Genomic DNA, 260 nt, shown 5'->3' on the forward strand with positions numbered 1-260 from the left:
CGTGCGGGTTGCGGCGCACCAGCAGCACGTGGACCTGGCGCGCATCGCCGCGCTGGATCTCGAACACGAGGTTGCCGAGCTGCAGCTTCTCGCCGCGGTGCGGCACGCGGCCGAAATGATGGGTGATCAGCCCGCCGATCGTGTCGACTTCGTCGTCGGGGAAGTCGGTGCCGAACGATTCGTTGAACTGTTCGATCTCGGTGAGCGCGCGCACGCGGTAGCGGCCGTCCGGCCCCGAGATGATGTTGCCGGCCTCTTCG

Annotated in this window: 1 protein-coding gene; it reads right to left on the bottom strand. The window is 67.7% G+C overall.

Going from position 1 to position 260, the window contains the following annotated elements:
- Positions 1–260: transporter associated domain-containing protein (locus SB816_RS32810; RefSeq protein WP_410548355.1), on the bottom strand; the 260-nt coding region annotated here is incomplete at both ends.

It is taken from the genome of Achromobacter sp. SIMBA_011 (assembly GCF_046535435.1).
Taxonomy (GTDB): Bacteria; Pseudomonadota; Gammaproteobacteria; order Burkholderiales; family Burkholderiaceae_B; genus Achromobacter; species Achromobacter dolens.